The organism is Alcaligenes sp. Me129, assembly GCF_050487245.1.
Lineage (GTDB): Bacteria > Pseudomonadota > Gammaproteobacteria > Burkholderiales > Burkholderiaceae_B > Alcaligenes > Alcaligenes phenolicus.
On record NZ_JBKQGX010000010.1, the window covers coordinates 52,208 to 66,712 of the forward strand.

Annotated in this window: 14 protein-coding genes; 10 read left to right on the plus strand and 4 right to left on the minus strand. The window is 56.2% G+C overall.

What is annotated here, in order from left to right; genetic code table 11:
* Positions 1 to 49 precede the first annotated feature (49 nt).
* The 5 genes from ectB (at position 50) to ACLPGZ_RS12035 (ending at position 4,149) form a co-directional block, all read left to right on the plus strand.
* On the plus strand, positions 50 to 1,357 hold the full coding sequence (ectB, locus tag ACLPGZ_RS12015) for a diaminobutyrate--2-oxoglutarate transaminase (RefSeq protein ID WP_009456189.1): 1,308 nt from the start codon (positions 50 to 52) through the stop codon (positions 1,355 to 1,357).
* Positions 1,357 to 1,749: an ectoine synthase gene (locus tag ACLPGZ_RS12020; RefSeq protein WP_009456191.1), complete on the plus strand. Its 393-nt coding sequence runs from the start codon at positions 1,357 to 1,359 to the stop codon at positions 1,747 to 1,749. Before ectB ends, ACLPGZ_RS12020 begins: the two co-directional genes overlap by 1 nt.
* 18 nt (positions 1,750 to 1,767) lie before the next feature.
* Positions 1,768 to 2,691, plus strand: coding sequence for an ectoine hydroxylase (gene thpD / locus ACLPGZ_RS12025; RefSeq protein ID WP_035272589.1), 924 nt, complete (start codon positions 1,768 to 1,770; stop codon positions 2,689 to 2,691).
* Between the two features lie 372 nt (positions 2,692 to 3,063).
* On the plus strand, positions 3,064 to 3,672 hold the full coding sequence (locus ACLPGZ_RS12030; RefSeq protein WP_321387163.1) for a DUF2239 family protein: 609 nt from the start codon (positions 3,064 to 3,066) through the stop codon (positions 3,670 to 3,672).
* Between the two features lie 21 nt (positions 3,673 to 3,693).
* Positions 3,694 to 4,149: a DUF1330 domain-containing protein gene (locus tag ACLPGZ_RS12035; protein ID WP_429641398.1), complete on the plus strand. Its 456-nt coding sequence runs from the start codon at positions 3,694 to 3,696 to the stop codon at positions 4,147 to 4,149.
* A 48-nt stretch (positions 4,150 to 4,197) separates the two neighbouring features.
* Here ACLPGZ_RS12035 and ehuA read toward each other — a convergent pair whose 3' ends face one another.
* The 4 genes from ehuA to ehuB all read right to left on the minus strand — a co-directional run bounded on the left by ehuA (position 4,198) and on the right by ehuB (position 7,315).
* A complete protein-coding gene (ehuA, locus tag ACLPGZ_RS12040) occupies positions 4,198 to 4,983 on the minus strand; it encodes an ectoine/hydroxyectoine ABC transporter ATP-binding protein EhuA (RefSeq protein ID WP_009456195.1) in 786 nt (261 codons plus the stop codon).
* A complete protein-coding gene (ehuD, locus tag ACLPGZ_RS12045) occupies positions 4,980 to 5,672 on the minus strand; it encodes an ectoine/hydroxyectoine ABC transporter permease subunit EhuD (RefSeq protein WP_083053302.1) in 693 nt (230 codons plus the stop codon). Before ehuD ends, ehuA begins: the two co-directional genes overlap by 4 nt.
* A 2-nt stretch (positions 5,673 to 5,674) precedes the next feature.
* On the minus strand, positions 5,675 to 6,346 hold the full coding sequence (gene ehuC / locus ACLPGZ_RS12050; protein WP_009456199.1) for an ectoine/hydroxyectoine ABC transporter permease subunit EhuC: 672 nt from the start codon (positions 6,344 to 6,346) through the stop codon (positions 5,675 to 5,677).
* A gap of 102 nt (positions 6,347 to 6,448) precedes the next feature.
* The gene (gene ehuB, locus ACLPGZ_RS12055; RefSeq protein WP_429641399.1) at positions 6,449 to 7,315 is read right to left on the minus strand and encodes an ectoine/hydroxyectoine ABC transporter substrate-binding protein EhuB; all 867 of its coding nucleotides are present in this window, start codon (positions 7,313 to 7,315) and stop codon (positions 6,449 to 6,451) included.
* A 520-nt stretch (positions 7,316 to 7,835) separates the two neighbouring features.
* On the opposite strand from ehuB, the gene ACLPGZ_RS12060 reads away from it, so the two are divergent.
* The 5 genes from ACLPGZ_RS12060 to mnmA all read left to right on the plus strand — a co-directional run bounded on the left by ACLPGZ_RS12060 (position 7,836) and on the right by mnmA (position 14,500).
* Complete coding sequence (locus ACLPGZ_RS12060) at positions 7,836 to 9,923, plus strand: carbon starvation CstA family protein (RefSeq protein WP_083053303.1); 2,088 nt, start codon at positions 7,836 to 7,838, stop codon at positions 9,921 to 9,923.
* 1 nt (position 9,924) lies between these two features.
* Positions 9,925 to 10,155 carry a YbdD/YjiX family protein gene (locus ACLPGZ_RS12065; protein WP_009456207.1) on the plus strand — a complete coding sequence of 77 codons (231 nt, stop codon included), beginning with the start codon at positions 9,925 to 9,927 and terminating at the stop codon, positions 10,153 to 10,155.
* 485 nt (positions 10,156 to 10,640) lie between these two features.
* Positions 10,641 to 11,735 carry a 3-deoxy-7-phosphoheptulonate synthase AroG gene (gene aroG, locus ACLPGZ_RS12070; RefSeq protein ID WP_269465265.1) on the plus strand — a complete coding sequence of 365 codons (1,095 nt, stop codon included), beginning with the start codon at positions 10,641 to 10,643 and terminating at the stop codon, positions 11,733 to 11,735.
* Positions 11,736 to 11,761: 26 nt separating this feature from the next.
* Positions 11,762 to 13,183, plus strand: a complete 1,422-nt coding sequence (locus ACLPGZ_RS12075) for an FAD-binding oxidoreductase (protein ID WP_026483026.1) — start codon at positions 11,762 to 11,764, stop codon at positions 13,181 to 13,183.
* Between the two features lie 201 nt (positions 13,184 to 13,384).
* Complete coding sequence (gene mnmA / locus ACLPGZ_RS12080) at positions 13,385 to 14,500, plus strand: tRNA 2-thiouridine(34) synthase MnmA (RefSeq protein WP_009456210.1); 1,116 nt, start codon at positions 13,385 to 13,387, stop codon at positions 14,498 to 14,500.
* Positions 14,501 to 14,505: the final 5 nt, after the last annotated feature.

Here is a 14,505-nt window from a genome sequence, read left to right on the forward strand (position 1 = left end):
TGTTGTTTGTCGGCTCAAGACACGCCGTTCTATAACCAGGAGAGGAAATATGACTGATTTAAAAATATTCGACCGGATGGAGTCTGAAGTAAGGGGCTACGTCCGGTCCTTCCCGGTCATTTTCAACAAAGCCCGAGGCTCGGTTTTGGAGGACGAGTCAGGCAGGCAATACATCGATTTTTTCAGTGGAGCCGGTACGCTCAACTATGGGCATAACAATCCCCACCTGAAAGAAAAGCTGATTGAATACCTGAACACCGACGGCTTGGTACACGGTTTGGACATGGCCACCAGCGCCAAGAAATACTTTCTTGAAACGGTGGACAAAGTGCTGCTCAAACCGCGCGGGTGGGACTACCGCTTGCAGTTTACGGGGCCTACCGGCACCAATGCCGTGGAGGCGGCGTTAAAACTGGCACGCCAGGTCAAGGGCCGCCAGAATGTGATTTCCTTTACGCACGGTTTCCACGGCGTCAGCACGGGTTCCCTGGCAGTGACGGCGAACTCCAAGTTTCGTAGTGCAGCGGGTGTGGCCCTGGGCAATACCTCGTTCATGCCCTATGACGGCTACTTGGGACCGGACGTCAATACGATGGCTTATCTGGAGCGCTTGCTGGAAGACCCCAGCAGTGGTCTGGACCATCCTGCCGCGGTCATCGTGGAAACCGTGCAAGGTGAAGGGGGCGTGAACGTTGCTACACAGCGCTGGCTGCGTGAACTGCAACGTCTGTGCCGCGAGCACGACATGCTGCTGATTGTCGATGACATTCAGGTCGGTTGTGGTCGCACGGGCCGTTTCTTCAGCTTCGAGCAGGCCGGTATCAGCCCTGACATCATCACCTTGTCCAAATCCTTGTCCGGTTTTGGCTTGCCCATGTCTCTGGTTTTGTTGCGTCCTGAACTGGACGTATGGAAACCCAGCGCCCATAACGGCACCTTCCGTGGCAATAACCTGGCTTTCGTGACTGCGGCTCAAGCTCTGGAAAGCTACTGGGCCAACGAGGACTTTGAAGCCGAGATCCAGGGTAAGGAGCGTCAAGTGCGCGACTGGCTGGAAAACCTGGTGCACAGCTATCCAGATCGTGGTTTGAGCGTACGCGGTCGCGGCCTGATCCAGGGCCTGGTGACGCCGCCCGGTGCCGGTCTGGCCAATGAAATTGCTGCACAGGCTTTCAAGCAAGGTCTGGTGATTGAAACCTCGGGCGCCCACGACGAAGTTCTGAAGCTGCTGCCTGCCCTGACGATCAGCAATGAAGAGCTGACTCAAGGCCTGGACATTATTGAACGCAGCGTGGCCCAGTGCCTGTCCAAGCGCGGCAGCCAGGCCAAGATTCTGAAGATTGGAGGAGCACGCTAATGTTGGTCAAGAACGTACAAGATGTGATTGGAACCCGTGACGAGGTGCGCACAGACACCTGGGTCAGCCGCCGTGTTTTGCTCAAGAAAGACGGCATGGGTTTTTCCTTTCATGAAACCGTTATTTTTCCTGGCACCGAGACTCACATCCACTACCAGAATCACCTGGAAGCGGTGTGGTGCATCGAGGGCGATGGCGAAATCGAAACCGTTGCCGACGGCAAGAAATACGATTTAGGCCCAGGCGTAGTTTATGCCCTGGACCAGCACGATGAACACTATCTGCGCGGTGGCAAAGAGCCGCTGCGAGTGATCTGCGTGTTCAATCCGCCCCTGACCGGTCAGGAAGTTCACGATGAGAAAGGGGTTTACCCAGCCATCGTGGAAGACTGAAGACCTAAGGAGAGCATGATGACAGTGACCATGAGCGATCTGTACACATCCCGTACAGAACGAACGGCGGCCATCGTCAGCCGCCAGGAGCCGGTGGTGTATCCGGATCCGGTAGGTAGCCAGCCTTTGAACAAGTCCCAGTTGCGGGAGTACGAGGACAATGGCTTTTTGCTGCTGCCTGATTTGTTCAATGCGCAAGAAGTGCAAGCCTTGCTGGGCAATGTGGAAGCCATGAGCACCGATCCCGGCATCTTGTCGCGTGAAGAAGCGGTGGTGGAAAAGGGCAGTCAGGCCGTGCGCTCGATCTTTCGAGTGCACGAGTTAAGCGAGCTGATTGCCCGCCTGGTGCGCGACCCGCGTGTACTGGATGTGGCCCGCCAGATTCTGGGCTCGGAGGTGTATGTGCATCAGTCCCGTGCCAACCTGAAACCGGGCTTTACCGGCAAGGAGTTTTACTGGCATTCGGATTTCGAGACCTGGCATATCGAAGATGGCATGCCGCAAATGCGCGCCTTAAGCTGCTCGGTGCTGTTGACTGACAATAATGTGTGCAATGGCCCCTTGATGCTGGTGCCGGGTTCGCACCGCCAGTTCATCTCTTGCACAGGGCAGACACCGGACAACCATTACAAGGAGTCCTTGCGCAAGCAGGAGTATGGCGTACCCGATCCGATCAGCCTGCGTTTGCTGGTGGATCAGGGGGGTATTGAAGCCATTACTGCCAAGGCCGGTTCGGTGATCTTTTTTGACTGCAATACCTTGCATGGCTCGGCCAGCAATATCTCGCCTTGGCCACGAGCCAATGTGTTTACGGTCTATAACAGCGTGGAAAACTGCGTGGGTGATCCCAAGCAGGGGCTGACACCCCGTCCTGCGCATGTGGCCACTCGCGGGCAGTTCCCTGTCCTGACGCCGTTGAACGGACCGCTGCTGGAGTCCTAGGCAGAAAGAAGGTCTGCGCCTTGTGCGCAGACCTGGCCGGATAAGACGCTCCCTGGATTTATTTCAGGGGGCGTTTTTTTGTGGGCTCAGGATTGTGAAGAAGAGGGGAGCGGCCAGCGTCTGGGGGTCGGCGTTGGTAAATGACGGGTCTGCACCGTACTGATTGGCCGGCGTCCGGAAAAGCAGTTATCGGAGATGCTCATCAGATATGACTCGGCATGTCCAGGAGTCCTTGTGATGGCTGCTGGACGGGATCAACTGTGTTAATGCACCCAATTAGCAACAATCGCTTATTTATATCCGGGTAATATTGACGGATTAATATCATCCGGGTAAAAATAGAGCCTTCTTACTTGAAGCTCTGGTTTTGACATGAAAACGACTTACCCCAATACCTACACCAGCTTTATGGGCCACCGCCGTATCGCGTCCGGTCCCATGCTGACCAATGTGCTGGCCGTGAAGAAAGTGCTGGAGAGCCGGGTTAACGATCCCGTACTGATCTTTGACGATGTGACAGGCCGTTTTGTGGATGTGAACACCCAAGGGACGGACGAAGAGCTGGCGCAACGCTATGCGCCAGTGGATGCTCCTGAAGTAGAGGTCGAGCAGACAGAGGAAGAAGCTCCACGCGGCCGTGGTCGCCCTAAGCTGGGCGTGATTCCTCGTGAAGTGACCTTGTTGCCACGACATTGGGATTGGCTGGCGACTCAACCCGGAGGGGCATCGGTTGCGCTACGCAAACTGGTTGAAGAAGCTCGCCGTGCCAGCGCCGCCAAAGATCAGCGTCGCCAGGCGCAGGAACGAGCCTATAACTTCATGACGGCAATCGGTGGAGATTTGCCTGGCTTTGAGGAAGCGATGCGAGCCTTGTTTGCTGATGAGCTGGAGCGCTTCAAAACCCTGCTGGCTGGCTGGCCGGAAGATGTGCGGGACCATGCTATCAAGCTGGCTGAAACTCCGGTGACACTTTCGGCCTAACAAGATTTGAGGACAAAGATCATGAATGCCAATCCTGAGCCGCGTGTGTATCTGGAGCCGACACAGGCGTCAGGCCGTGCTTTTGTCATGCGTCATTTGCAGGGCAGCGTCATCATGTTGAATCTGCTGCGCTTTCGCCGTGTGGCGGATTACTGCGCTTGTCCAGAACTGGCTCCTGAAACACCCATCAGTGGAGCAGAGGCGTTTGAGCGATATATCGAACACACTCTGTCATTTCTGCACGCAAGTGGTGGCCAGCTTTTATTTTTGGGTTCTGGCGGGTCATTCTTGATTGGGCCAGAAGAGGAGCGCTGGGATCTGGCCATGCTGGTTAAGCAGCAAAGCGCGGATTCCTTTCTGGCTTTTGCTGATAATACGGACTACTTGAAAGGGCTGGCTCATCGTAGCGCAGCGCTTGAGGATTCCCGCCTGTTGCCTTTGCAGGAGATGGCTACCTTTTCGGCCAAAGCTGCTTGAAGGTGGCTCAGGGCAGAGCCACCTCCAAGTGACGTAGAGCGCAAGTGTTCAAGCTGCCTGAATAAAGTTGCTCAGGAACGCCTGCGTTCGTGCTTCCTGCGGATGGCAGAACACTTGTTCGGGCGGACCCGATTCCACGATTACGCCTTTATCAAAGAAGCAGACGCGGTCTGAGACTTCCTTGGCAAATTGCATTTCGTGGGTCACCAGCAGAATCGTCAGATCCTGTTCCTGACTCAGCTTTTGAATCACGCCCAGCACTTCACCCACCAGCTCCGGGTCCAGGGCCGAGGTGGGTTCATCAAACAGCAGAATATTAGGTTCCATCGCCAGGGCCCGGGCGATGCCCACGCGCTGTTGCTGTCCGCCGGAGAGCTGGCTGGGGAATTTGTCGGCATGGTCGATCAGGCCCACCAGATCCAGATATTTGGTGGCCCGTTCGCGCGCCTGTTCTTTGGACAGGCCCAGCACATGGGTGGGCGCTTCAGTCACATTGCGCATCACCGTCATATGCGGGAACAGGTTGAACTGCTGGAACACCATGCCCATTTCCTTGCGCATCTCGCGCAAGTGGTTCTGGCTGGCGGGCACCAGCTTGTCATCGACCCGCTCGTGCCAGAGGGGTTTGCCCGCTACCGTGATGACACCTTCGTCGATGGTCTCCAGCGTCATCAGAATGCGCAGCACGGTGGATTTACCGGAACCGGAAGGGCCGATGATGGTGACTTTTTCACCTGGTTCCACCTGAAAGTTCAAGGCGTCCAGCACGGTGACATCACCAAATTTCTTGGTGACATTGTCAAATTGAATGATGGGGTTCGTAGAGTCAGTCATCGCAGGGGGATTCCTTGCTTGGGCAAACGCTGGTCCAGCGCTCGTACCCCAGCGGATGCCAGGAGGGTCAGCAGCAGATACAGGCCGCCCACCATGGACAGGGGAATGATGTAGTTAAAGGTACGGTCACCGATAATCTTGGCCACATTCAGAACTTCCAGTACCGATACAACAGAGAGTACAGGCACGTCTTTCATGATGGACACCAGATAATTACCCATGGCCGGAATGATGCGCGGGATGGCCTGGGGCAGAGTGATGACCATAAAGGTACGCAGCGGGGAAATGTCCAGTGCGCGGGCTGCTTCAGTCTGGCCATGGGTAACGGACTCCAGACCGGCTCGGTAGACCTCGGATAGATAGGCGCTGTACTGCACCCCCAGCGCCAGTGCGCCGGTCAGAAAGGCGGGCAGCACAATCCCGTAGTCCGGTAGCACGTAGTACAGGAAAAATAATTGCACCAGCAAAGGCGTGTCGCGCAGGAATTCGGTCAGCACATAGGCGGGCCAGGAAATCAGGCGCAGACGCACACTTTTCAGGCCTGCCAGAATCAGTCCCAAGACAGCCGCAACACCAAAGCCCAGTACGGCGGCCTGGATGGTGACCCATAAGCCTTTAAGCAAAATAGGCAGGATAGACAGCGCAAATGCCCCGTTGCTGCTGGTGTCCCATTCAATACCAAACAGCATGTTCAGCTCCTTTGCGCACGCCAGCGGCCGGTTGCGCGTTCCAGCAATTTCATCAGGACGGTCAGCACCAGTGCCATGCCGAAGTACATCAGCAAGAGCAGGGTATAGATAGTGGTGCTGTCCTGGGTGAAGTTGCGTATTTGTTCAGCTCTGAAGCTCAAGTCGCCCAGACTGATCAGGGAGACCAGGGCGGTGTCTTTCAGATTTTGCACGGCCAGATTCCCGAAGCTGGGCATCATCTCTGGGATGGCCTGGGGCAGGCTGATGCGCCACAGGGTTTGGCGCTCTGTAAAGTCCAGGGCCTTGGCCGCTTCCAGTTGGGAGTGTGGCACGGCCTGGATGGCACCGCGCACCACTTCGGCACCGTAAGCGCCAATGTTCAGGCCCAGGGCCAGGGTGCCAGCCACGACCGGGTCCAGACGCCAGTCCAGACCCATGGACTCGCCCAGAATGGGCAGGGCAAAGTACAGCCAGAACAGCTGTACCAATAAAGAGGTGCCGCGAAAAACTTCAATAATCGTGACGGACAGCGAGCGTAAGGCGACCGAGTGGGACAGCCTGCCTATGCCCAGGGCAAAGGAGGCGATGGCTCCCACCACGGTTGAATACAGGGTGAGCTGTATGGTGACCCAAGCTCCATCCATCAGAGCCGAGCTGTAACTTAACCAATCCATATCAGGTTCCAGACAAGGGCAGGCGGTACACCTTCAGTGCGCTGTCGGCCCTTGCAAGGGGCCGCGCAGGCCCGTGCGGCCGCCTTACCCGCAGGTGAAGGATCAGGCTTTACACAGCTGTTCCGTGGATTTCTCAAATGAGTGCTTGGCGTCTTCTTCGGTAAAGCCGTGTTTGTTCAGGATGGCTTTCCATTCATCGGTTTTCTTGAATTCGGCCAGTTCCTTGTTCACGGCGTCGCGCAGGTCTTCGGATTCCTTGGCAAAGGCAAAGCCGCCCCAGCTACGAACCGGGTTGCCATCAATGATGGGGTCCTTGAACTCGGCGGCCAGCTCGACTTTGCCGCCCCCTTTGGAGGCCAGATCACTGGCGGTCTGGCCAGTTGCGGCATAGGCATCGGCACGGCCGGTTGCCACGGTGGAGATCGCATCCGCGTTGTTGGAAATAGTGATCATGCGGTTATCGGGCACGCCCAGGGCCTGCATCATTTCCAGTTGATCGGCACCGGCCATGATGGCGATCTTGTGATCAGTCTTGGCGAAGTCTTCGTACGAGTGAATGTTCTTGGGGTTGCCCTTGGCGACCAGCAGGCCTTCACCGTAGGAGCTGTTGGGCTCGGAGAACAGCACGGTATTGCAACGTTGCGGCAGGATGGCCATTTCGGCGGCCACCATATCAAAGCGTTTGGCTTGCAGGCCGGGGATCAGGGAACCGAAGTTGGCGGTTTCCCATTTGATTTCTTTGACACCCAGGCGCTCCATGATGGCCTGGGCCACTTCGGGGCCAGCGCCTTGGGCTTTGCCGGACATGTCCATGTATCCGTACGGAATTTCATTAGCAACGGCGACGCGAATCACGCCGCGCTCTTTGACTTGTTCCAGCGTGACTGCCTGGGCGCTGGAGGCGGCAGCCAGGGTGCCCAGCAGGGCAAAGGCCAACGCGCAGAGGGGCTTGGATTGTAGTTTCATCATGAGTCCTTTTCTCGCCTATACCATTTCGTTATAAATGATTTGTTTTACGAAAGATTTGCAGGGAAATCATAGCTTATAAAATCATTCGTACTCAAATTAAATGTATAGAAACTATCGAGTAAAGGGTCTGCTTAGCCTTTCTATATAAGGAAAGTGGCAGGTCTTAGGGAAAATGCGTGGTGTCTTGAGTACGTGTTTTCACTATGCTCCCAAGGATTAAAGAGCGCTTGTCCTCTCAAAAGCGCCTGGCTTATGCCTACCCCAGATTGATTCATGAATGAGTTCGGCGCGTCTTCGGGCGCGCCGACACCCTTTTGGAAAGTGCGCTTTGGCGCGCTTTCAAACCCTGCCGGTTCGGGAAATGCACGGTACCAAACGACTGTGCTGACCCCGCAAGAACGCCTGCCACACTCGGTATTGCGTCTCTTGTGCAGGCAGCTGGCGACTTCTTCAGATCAGAAGCGCGGCCAGAAGAAAAAGTTGGTGACAGGCTTACTTAATGCAAAATCGTGGAGGCTCTATGAGCAGAGAAGAGGGCGGTTTTATAAAACAGCATCTGATTTGGGTGCTGGTTGCGGTGCTGGGGGCTTTTGCCCTGGGAACGGTGGCACTAAGCCGGGGGGAGAGCATCAATGCTCTATGGATCGTAGTCGCCGCAGTCTGCGTCTATTTAATTGCCTATCGTTATTACAGCCGTTTCATTGCTCGCAAGGTCTTTGAGCTGGACGCGACCCGCATGACGCCAGCGTGGCGTCATAACGATGGTCTGGACTACGTACCAACTAATAAACACGTGCTTTTTGGGCACCATTTTGCCGCCATTGCAGGGGCTGGCCCTTTGGTCGGGCCAGTGCTGGCGGCGCAAATGGGTTATCTGCCCGGCATGCTCTGGATTCTGGCCGGTGTGGTGTTTGCGGGGGCGGTGCAGGACTTCACGGTTCTGTTCATCTCCATGCGCCGCGACGGGCGTTCGCTGGGGGATCTGATCAAGTCCGAACTGGGCACGGTGCCCGGTGTGATTGCCTTGTTTGGCGCCTTCATGATCATGGTCATTATTCTGGCCGTGCTGGCGCTGATTGTGGTCAAGGCTCTGATTAACTCGCCATGGGGCACCTTCACGGTGGCAGCGACGATTCCGCTGGCTATCTTCATGGGGATTTATCTGCGCTTCCTGAGGCCGGGTCGTATTGGCGAGGTCTCGGTGATCGGGCTGATCTTCCTGCTGGCTGCGATTGTCTATGGTCAGAACGTGGCGGCGCACCCGACCTGGGGGCCGTTCTTCACCCTGAATGGCGAAGAGCTGACCTGGGCGCTGATTATTTACGGCTTTATTGCTGCTGTGCTGCCCGTGTGGCTGCTGCTGGCTCCGCGTGACTATCTGTCCACCTTCCTGAAAATTGGCACGATTGTGGGTCTGGCCATCGGGATTGTGATTGTGGCGCCCGAGCTGAAAATGCCAGCGACCACCAAGTTTATTGACGGCACAGGCCCGGTCTGGTCCGGCAGCTTGTTCCCCTTCCTGTTCATTACCATTGCTTGCGGTGCCGTGTCCGGTTTCCACGCTTTGATTTCCTCGGGCACCACGCCCAAGATGATCGAAAACGAAACCCAGGCGCGCTATATCGGCTATGGCGGTATGTTGATGGAGTCCTTCGTAGCCATCATGGCCCTGGTTGCGGCTTGCGTGATCGAGCCGGGCATTTACTACGCCATGAACAGCCCAGCCGCCTTGATTGGCACCACGCCTGAGCAGGCCGCGCAAGTGGTGTCCAGCTGGGGCTTCCTGATTACTCCCGCTGATCTGACCCAAATGGCCAGCGACGTGGGTGAAAACAGCATTATTTCCCGTGCCGGTGGTGCTCCTACCCTGGCGGTGGGCATGGCCTTCATCTTGCATAACGTCATCGGCGGGCCGGCGATGATGAGCTTCTGGTATCACTTCGCCATTCTGTTTGAGGCCCTGTTCATTCTGACGGCGGTAGATGCCGGTACGCGTGCAGGTCGCTTCATGCTGCAAGACTTGATGGGTACTTTTGTGCCGGGCTTGCGGCGTACGGAGTCGCTGGTCGCCAACCTGATTGCCACATCCTTGTGCGTGGCGGCGTGGGGCTACTTCCTGTATCAGGGTGTGGTCGATCCACTGGGTGGTATCAACACCTTGTGGCCTTTGTTCGGTATTGCCAACCAGATGCTGGCAGCGGTGGCATTGGTACTGGGTACGGTGGTGCTCTTCAAGATGAAGAAAGACCGCTACGCATGGGTGACCGTGGTTCCCACTATCTGGCTGCTGATTTGCACGCTGGTGGCAGGCTTTCAGAAAATGTTCCACCCCGACCCCAAGATTGGCTTTTTGGCCCACGCCAAGGTTTATCAAAAAGGTCTGGCGGAACAAACTGTCATGGCGCCGGCCAAATCTCTGGAGCAGATGCAACAGGTGATTTTCAACGATTACGTGAACTCCACCTTGTGCGGTCTGTTCATCTTTGTGGTCTTGAGCATGGTGTTCTTTGGCATCCGTTGCGTGCTGAAAGCACGTCGCAGCACGGAGCCGCATTCTGCCGAGACTCCGTACGAGCCATTGCCGGCTCAAGCGGCAGCAGGAGCTTGATATGAAAGGATTATTGACAGGAGCCATTTCGCGCAGTGCCCAGGCAGGGCGGGGCACCGGGCGTTATCTGGCCACAACCTTGCGTCTGATGGTGGGCGTGCCTGATTACGAAACCTATCTGAATCATATGCGGGTGAACCACCCGGATCAGAAACCGATGGAGTACGCCGAGTTTTTCCGGGAGAGACAGCAAGCCCGTTACGGTGGCAAAGGGCGTATAGCCTGCTGCTAGATTAGGCGGCTAAGGGCCAGAACCCAGTGTTCTGGCCCTTTTGCATTTGTGCCTGGCAGTGTGTCATCAGGTTTGTATGTAGATGTAAAAATAAGACAAACAAGGCATCTAAACGATTTATCGTGGTTTTTCGCGATAACACGAAACAAAAGGGCCAATAAAAAACTCAAAACGAAACAATGATTTCGTTTGATGGTGTTTTTTAGGGTCCTGTTGGTATAAATATTTTGTTGTTCTGCGTTTTTGTGGATGAATCTTGCTGGTTTTGTTGGCGGCGCGTCAGGAACTGTGTTAGGATTTTTCCCATGACTTTCGCAACCCCCGTTTTCTTCTTTTATTTTTATGCTTTTCCGATGCCGCTGGTGGAGGAAAGGACGGGTTGCACCAAACACAAGTAAGACCTAAATCCTGAAATAAGCCGCCAGCATAGACCGGGCGGCTTTTTTTTCGTTTGCCCCCGGACCTGGCAAACCAACTGGAGTTCAATCGTGTCGCACAATACTGATGATTTACGGATTCGTGAAATTAAAGAGCTGTCTCCCCCATCCCATGTGATGCGCGAGTTCCCGTGTACCTCTGCTGTATCGACGACGGTTCACAAGGCCCGCCGCAGCATTCACAAGATCCTTCACGAACGCGATGATCGTCTGGTGGTCGTGGTGGGTCCTTGTTCCATCCACGATACCGAAGCCGCCATGGACTACGCGCGTCGCCTGACGGTCGAGCGCAAGCGCTTTGCCCCCGAGCTGGAAATTGTGATGCGCGTGTACTTCGAAAAGCCACGTACCACCGTGGGCTGGAAAGGGCTGATCAACGACCCCTTCATGGATGGCAGCTTCAACATCAATCAGGGTTTGCGTACGGCGCGTGAATTGCTGCTGGCCGTCAACCAGCTGGATTTGCCCGCTGGCTGCGAGTTCCTGGACATGATTACTCCCCAGTACATTGCTGATCTGGTTTCCTGGGGTGCCATTGGTGCTCGCACGACAGAGAGCCAGGTTCACCGTGAACTGTCCTCCGGATTGTCCTGCCCCGTCGGCTTCAAGAATGGCACGGATGGCAATATCCGTATTGCTCTGGACGCGATCAAGGCCGCTTCCCAGCCTCACCATTTCCTGTCGGTCACCAAGGGCGGTCACTCCGCCATTGTGTCCACCGTGGGCAATAACGATTGCCACGTGATTTTGCGCGGTGGCAAGACGCCGAACTACGACGCTGAAAACGTTGAGGCAACCAGCCAGGCCATGATCAAGGCCGGCATGGTGCCGCGTGTGATGGTCGATGCCAGCCACGCCAACAGTAATAAAGACTACCGCCGTCAGCCCGAAGTGCTGGCCGATGTTGCTGGTCAGATCTCGGGCGGCGATATGCGTATCTGCGGCGTGATGATCGAAAGCCATCTGGTAGGCGGCCGTCAGGACGTGGTGGAAGGCAAGCCTTTGACCTACGGCCAAAGCATTACCGACGGTTGCATCGATTGGGATGACACGGTGGTGGTTCTGGAAAAACTGGCTGAAGCGGTGCGTCAGCGTCGTCAGGCACGAGTCGCTCTTGAAGAGGGGGCACTTAGCCACTCATAATAGGGTTTTGCCTTTTTGGAATGCTCATGAATGCTCCCGGTCATGCCGACCTAGCGCGGCGCCCTTTACCTGAAGGTTTTGTAGAAGCCTTGCAGGCTCAGTTCCAAGAGCGTTGCTCGCTTTCTCACGCTGTGCGTGAACACCATGGACGGGATGAATCGCCGTATCCACCCATGCTGCCTGATGTGGTTGTTTTTGCTCGCAGCACAGAAGAAGTGGCCTGGGTGGCACGTCATTGTCATGAACACCATGTGCCCCTGATTCCTTACGGGGCTGGTTCCTCGCTGGAAGGGCATTTTCTGGCGATTCAAGGTGGCGTCAGCCTGGACTTGTCCGGCATGGATGAGATCGTGGCGATTAATGCCGAAGATTTCACCGCCACAGTGCAAGCTGGCGTGACGCGCATGGCCTTGAACGAGCACATCCGTGATACGGGCTTGTTTTTCCCCATCGACCCCGGTGCGGATGCCAGCCTGGGCGGGATGGCCGCAACGCGTGCGTCGGGTACCAATGCCGTGCGTTACGGCACCATGCGCGAAAACGTCCTGACTTTGAAGGTTGTGACGGCAGATGGCCGCATTATTGATACGGCTAACCGTGCCAAGAAATCCTCCGCCGGTTACGACCTGACCCGCTTGTTCATCGGTAGCGAAGGCACGCTGGGCATCATTACCGAAGTGACGGTGCGTCTGTACCCGCAGCCCGAAGCCATTTCGGCGGCTATCTGTAATTTCCCCGATCTGCGCTCTGCCGTGCAAAGCGTGATCGAGGTCATTCAAATGGGTATCCCGATTGCGCGTGTCGAGTTCATGGATACGGCCGCTGTACGTGCCACCAATGCCTACAGCAAGCTGACGCTGAAAGAGTCGCCCTTGCTGCTGTTTGAGTTCCACGGCAGCCCCAGCGGTGTGCAGGAGCAGGCTCAGGTGGTTCAGGAAATCACCCGTGATAACGGCGGCATGGATTTTGAGTGGGCCGATAAGGCCGAGGATCGTTCCCGCTTGTGGACGGCGCGACACAATGCCTACTTTGCCGGTTTGCAACTGCGTCCCGGCTGCCGCTCCAGCACCACGGACGTTTGTGTGCCTATCTCCGCGTTGGCAGAGTGTGTGGCAGAAACCGCGGCCGATATGGATCAGGCTCCGTTCCCGTACACCATTGTGGGTCACGTGGGTGATGGCAACTTCCACGTTCTGATGCTGCTGGATGCCGATAGCCAGGAAGAGTGGGACGAGTCCGAGCGCCTGAATCATCGTCTGGTAGAGCGTGCCATTGCCATGCAAGGTACATGTACCGGCGAGCACGGTGTGGGCTTGCACAAGATGGAGTTCATGCTGGCCGAGCACGGTCAGGATGCACTGGATGTGATGAGCAGCATCAAGCAGGCGCTGGATCCTCACAACATCATGAATCCCGGCAAGATGTTGCCCCCGCGTCCTCTGGACTGATTCTGCGGTAGTCGCCTTGAAAGCCCAGACCATGTCGTCTGGGCTTTTGTGTCTTGGGCAGCACAGTTTTCCAGAAACCCCAGGTACGGGCGGTGTCTGCCTGTACATGTGTCAGGGCAGGCGTACAATGCCTTTTTTAGTTAGTCAGGTGCGCACTGGGCGCAAAGCCCAGCCAATGCGGCACCTCTCATCATCACTGCAATGACTATTTCCACCAAAAAAGGTCGCGTCGTTATCGGAATGTCCGGCGGCGTGGACTCCTCTGTCTCGGCCTGGCTGCTTAAAGAGCAAGGCTATGAAGTCGTGGGCCTGTTCATGAAGAACTGGGAAGACGACGATGACTCCGAATTTTGCTCTTCGCGCCAGGATTGGCTGGACGCGGCCAGCGTGGCCGATCTGGTCGGGGTCGAGATCGAGGCGGTCAACTTCGCTGCGGAATATAAGGACCGCGTGTTTGCGGAGTTCTTGCGGGAATATTCGGCAGGTCGCACCCCGAATCCCGATGTTCTGTGCAATGCGGAAATCAAATTCAAGGCCTTTCTGGATCACGCCATGACCTTGGGTGCCGACTGGATTGCCACCGGCCATTACGCCCGTGTGCGTGGCGTGCCCATGGCCGGGGGCGGCACCGACTATCAATTGTTGAAAGGTCTGGATGCTTCCAAGGATCAAAGTTATTTTCTGCACCGCCTGAACCAGGCGCAGCTGTCGCGCACCTTGTTCCCCTTGGGCGAGATCAACAAGCAGGAAGTACGCCGTATTGCCGAGGAACTGAAGCTGCCCAATGCGGCTAAAAAAGACTCGACCGGCATTTGCTTTATTGGTGAGCGTCCTTTCCGCGAGTTCCTGAATCGCTATCTGCCCACTCAACCCGGTCCTATCAAAACACCGGAAGGGCAGGTATTGGGTCAGCACGTGGGTCTGGCTTTCCACACCTATGGTCAGCGCAAGGGTTTGGGCATTGGTGGTGTCAAGGGCAAGCAGCGCGAAGACGGTACCGCCGACGCCTGGTATGCCGCCCGCAAGGATCTGGCCACGAACACGCTGTATGTGGTGCAAGGGCACGATCACCCCTGGCTGTTGCAGTCTGAATTGAAGGCCGAGCAGACCAGTTGGGTAGCGGGCCATCCGCCAGCGCTGGGCCCGATTCATGCCAAGACCCGTTATCGCCAGGCCGATGCGGCCTGCACGATCCTGGCTGCCGAAGGCGACAGCCTGTCTCTTCATTTTGATCAGCCCCAATGGGCCGTAACGCCGGGCCAATCCGTGGTCCTGTACGACGGTGACCGCTGCCTGGGCGGCGGCATTATTCAATAAGAGGC

Coding starts and splice junctions, on each gene's coding strand:
- ectB (WP_009456189.1), top strand. CDS start 50: ATGACTGATTTAAAAATATTCGACCGGATGGAGTCTGAAGTAAGGGGC.
- ACLPGZ_RS12020 (WP_009456191.1), top strand. CDS start 1,357: ATGTTGGTCAAGAACGTACAAGATGTGATTGGAACCCGTGACGAGGTG.
- thpD (WP_035272589.1), top strand. CDS start 1,768: ATGACAGTGACCATGAGCGATCTGTACACATCCCGTACAGAACGAACG.
- ACLPGZ_RS12030 (WP_321387163.1), top strand. CDS start 3,064: ATGAAAACGACTTACCCCAATACCTACACCAGCTTTATGGGCCACCGC.
- ACLPGZ_RS12035 (WP_429641398.1), top strand. CDS start 3,694: ATGAATGCCAATCCTGAGCCGCGTGTGTATCTGGAGCCGACACAGGCG.
- ehuA (WP_009456195.1), bottom strand. CDS start 4,983: ATGACTGACTCTACGAACCCCATCATTCAATTTGACAATGTCACCAAG.
- ehuD (WP_083053302.1), bottom strand. CDS start 5,672: ATGCTGTTTGGTATTGAATGGGACACCAGCAGCAACGGGGCATTTGCG.
- ehuC (WP_009456199.1), bottom strand. CDS start 6,346: ATGGATTGGTTAAGTTACAGCTCGGCTCTGATGGATGGAGCTTGGGTC.
- ehuB (WP_429641399.1), bottom strand. CDS start 7,315: ATGATGAAACTACAATCCAAGCCCCTCTGCGCGTTGGCCTTTGCCCTG.
- ACLPGZ_RS12060 (WP_083053303.1), top strand. CDS start 7,836: ATGAGCAGAGAAGAGGGCGGTTTTATAAAACAGCATCTGATTTGGGTG.
- ACLPGZ_RS12065 (WP_009456207.1), top strand. CDS start 9,925: ATGAAAGGATTATTGACAGGAGCCATTTCGCGCAGTGCCCAGGCAGGG.
- ACLPGZ_RS12075 (WP_026483026.1), top strand. CDS start 11,762: ATGAATGCTCCCGGTCATGCCGACCTAGCGCGGCGCCCTTTACCTGAA.
- mnmA (WP_009456210.1), top strand. CDS start 13,385: ATGACTATTTCCACCAAAAAAGGTCGCGTCGTTATCGGAATGTCCGGC.